The sequence below is a fragment of the Acidithiobacillus sp. TH-A36 genome, from assembly GCF_057473445.1.
The window spans coordinates 1-2,524 of sequence record NZ_JBYCKP010000621.1; the positions used below are offsets into that span (position 1 = coordinate 1).

General features: G+C 54.1%; 4 protein-coding genes. All 4 read right to left on the reverse strand.

Translation table 11 applies throughout. From position 1 onward, the window contains the following. On the reverse strand, window positions 1-343 hold a 343-nt coding region (gene zapD, locus AC2VLY_RS15595), incomplete at its 3' end, for a cell division protein ZapD (RefSeq protein ID WP_486892204.1). 95 nt (window positions 344-438) lie between these two features. Next, window positions 439-1,047 carry a dephospho-CoA kinase gene (gene coaE / locus AC2VLY_RS15600; RefSeq protein WP_193649730.1) on the reverse strand — a complete coding sequence of 203 codons (609 nt, stop codon included), beginning with the start codon at window positions 1,045-1,047 and terminating at the stop codon, window positions 439-441. A 6-nt stretch (window positions 1,048-1,053) separates the two neighbouring features. Next, window positions 1,054-1,854 (reverse strand): prepilin peptidase, encoded by an 801-nt coding sequence (locus AC2VLY_RS15605; RefSeq protein WP_193649729.1) that lies wholly within the window; start codon window positions 1,852-1,854, stop codon window positions 1,054-1,056. Then, on the reverse strand, window positions 1,851-2,524 hold a 674-nt coding region (locus AC2VLY_RS15610; RefSeq protein ID WP_486892205.1), incomplete at its 5' end, for a sigma 54-interacting transcriptional regulator. The genes AC2VLY_RS15610 and AC2VLY_RS15605, both read right to left, overlap by 4 nt.

Sequence of the window (2,524 nt, forward strand, 5' to 3'; positions counted from 1 at the left end):
CCAGCTGAATGATTTCCTGATGTCGTAATAACTCTCCAAAAGCTTCCCGATGTTCGCGCAGTAATTTGAGTTGCTGATTGATGCGAAACTGCCAGGCCTGTAGGGGCCGCTCATCCACCTCGGGACTTTGGGACCAGATACTGAGGCTTTGCCCAAGTCGCTCCAGTTCCAGAATCAAATCCAGGCGCAACTCAGGTCGACTGCAAAAATCCAGCAGTTCATTATACGAACGCAATGCCTGACGCAAATCTCCCTCATGAATGCGCTGCACCTGCGCAAAAACGCTCTCCATGCGCAACAGCAATCGGGCGCGCTCGTGGAGGGGATGCTCATAAACTGCCATGCCTGTCCTTTTTTATCCGTAAAAACCGTTCATAGTGACAGCAATTAATGCACCATTTTCGGGCATTGCCTGACAGGTTGCCACAGGCAATTTTTCTAGGCAAATCCACGGGCTTTATGAACTGTGTCCCAGTAAACCAAAACGGCTTCATGCAAAGCCTGCACGTCTTTTTCATTGTTAATGACGTAATCGGCAGCGGCATTGCGCTCGGCACGCGGAAGTTGCGCCGCCAGAACAGCCTCAATTTGCGTGTTGGACCAGCCGGGACGCGACTGTAATCGTTCAATTTGCAAAGAACTTGGGCAATCAATAACCAGAACCTGATCCAGCAGCGCCTGATAATGGTTTTCGACAAGAAGCGGCACTACCCAGACGATGGCCGCTTCGGGCTGGTCCTTTTGCAGACTTTGACTGCGGTCCAGAAAAAGTTGGCGAATCTGGGGATGCAACAGGGACTCCAGCCATTTTTTGGCGGCCGGATCACTGAAAATCCGCTCCCGCAACAAAGACCGATCCAAACGACCATCCGCCAGCAAATATTGCGGCCCCCAGTGCCGGACAATCTCCGCGTAGGCCGGCTGGCCCGGCTCAACCAGCTCACGGGCCATGAGATCCGCATCCAGAATATGCGCACCCAAGGCCCCCAACATCTCCGCCACAGTACTTTTACCGCTGGCAACTCCGCCGGTCAGTCCTATGCGCATGATGGATCAGGCTCCCAGCAAATGCAGATATGCATGCACAATCTCCTCAGGCCAGAGCAGCATGAGCCATCCTCCCAGAGCCAGATAGGGACCGAAGGGAATGGCATAGTCCCGCCCTTTCCCGCCCAGCAGGAAAACAATGGCTACCAGCCCTCCGCTTATTGCCGCTATGAATAGTGTCAGAAATACTGCCTGCCAACCCAGCCAGGCTCCGATTAAACCCAGTAGCTTGAGGTCACCACCACCCATGCCATGCCGTCCGGTCATTTTCAAATACACGGTCGCCAGCAACCATAAGCTGCCGTATCCCAGAACAATACCGAGGAGGGCATTCAATGGCGTGGTCAGGGCCAGTCCCGACCCCAAAAAAGCGGAAGCATTGATGAGCAGGCCGAGGAGCATACCCGGTTTGGTAATGCGGTCCGGGAGCAATTGAGTTTCCAGATCAATCAGGGTAAGCGCCAACAAAGCCCAGGTGAAAAGCAGTGCAGGAATTAATGACCAACGGAATCCCCATTGCCAGGCAACCACTACGCTGAATATCGCCGTTAACAACTCCAAGGCCGGATAGCGCCAGGAGATGGAACTACCACAAGCGTGACAGCGACCGCGCAGCAATAACCAGCTCAGCACCGGAATATTCTCCCAGGCGCGGAGCACATGCCCACACTGTGGGCAGTGGGAAGAAGGCCGAATGATTGATTCCCGGCGAGGAACGCGGTGCACGACCACATTAAGAAAACTGCCAATCAGCAACCCGAACAGTCCCACAAATACGTATTCGGCAACGGGAAAAAGTGGCGTCACCTCCCCCTCCCAGTCACGGCACGGGTCAATCTGAGTGCAAAAGATTGTGGACAAATACCCAGTCGTGTCGCCGCTGCCACCGGGTCTCCCGAAAACTCTGCAAGCACGGATCGGAGCAAATCGGCTTCGGCACTATCCAGGGTACGGGCAACCCCGGATTCTGTTTTCGGGGCAACAGGAGAAAAACATCGGTCCGCATTTTGGTTCGGAGCAACGTGATTTCCATTTTCAAGAATATTCTTGTCCGGAAATACCAGACTACGCTCCAGCAAATTCTCCAGTTCGCGCACATTACCCGGAAAATCATACTCCTGCAGCTTTTCCAGCACATCTTCCGCCAAAACGGCTTGACCATGATCTCCTGGCCCATTGATGCGCTGAAGAATCGCCTCAACCAGCTGGGGAACATCTTCCAGTCGTTGCCGTAATGGCGGCATGTGTAACTGCACCACATTCAGCCGATATAGAAGGTCTTGACGAAAGCTCCCAGCCTCCACCATCGCGCCAAGGTCGCGATGCGTCGCCGAAATAAACCGCAGATCCAAAGAAATTTCGCGCGCTCCACCCAGCGGCCTGATCACCCGCTCCTGAATGGCACGCAGCAACTTGACCTGCATCAACATGGGCAACTCAGCAATTTCGTCCAGAAAAAGCGTGCCTCCGTTAGCCG

What these genes read in the sequence shown, in the direction of transcription:
- coaE (WP_193649730.1), bottom strand. Translation starts at nt 1,047, where the DNA reads ATGCGCATAGGACTGACCGGCGGAGTTGCCAGCGGTAAAAGTACTGTG.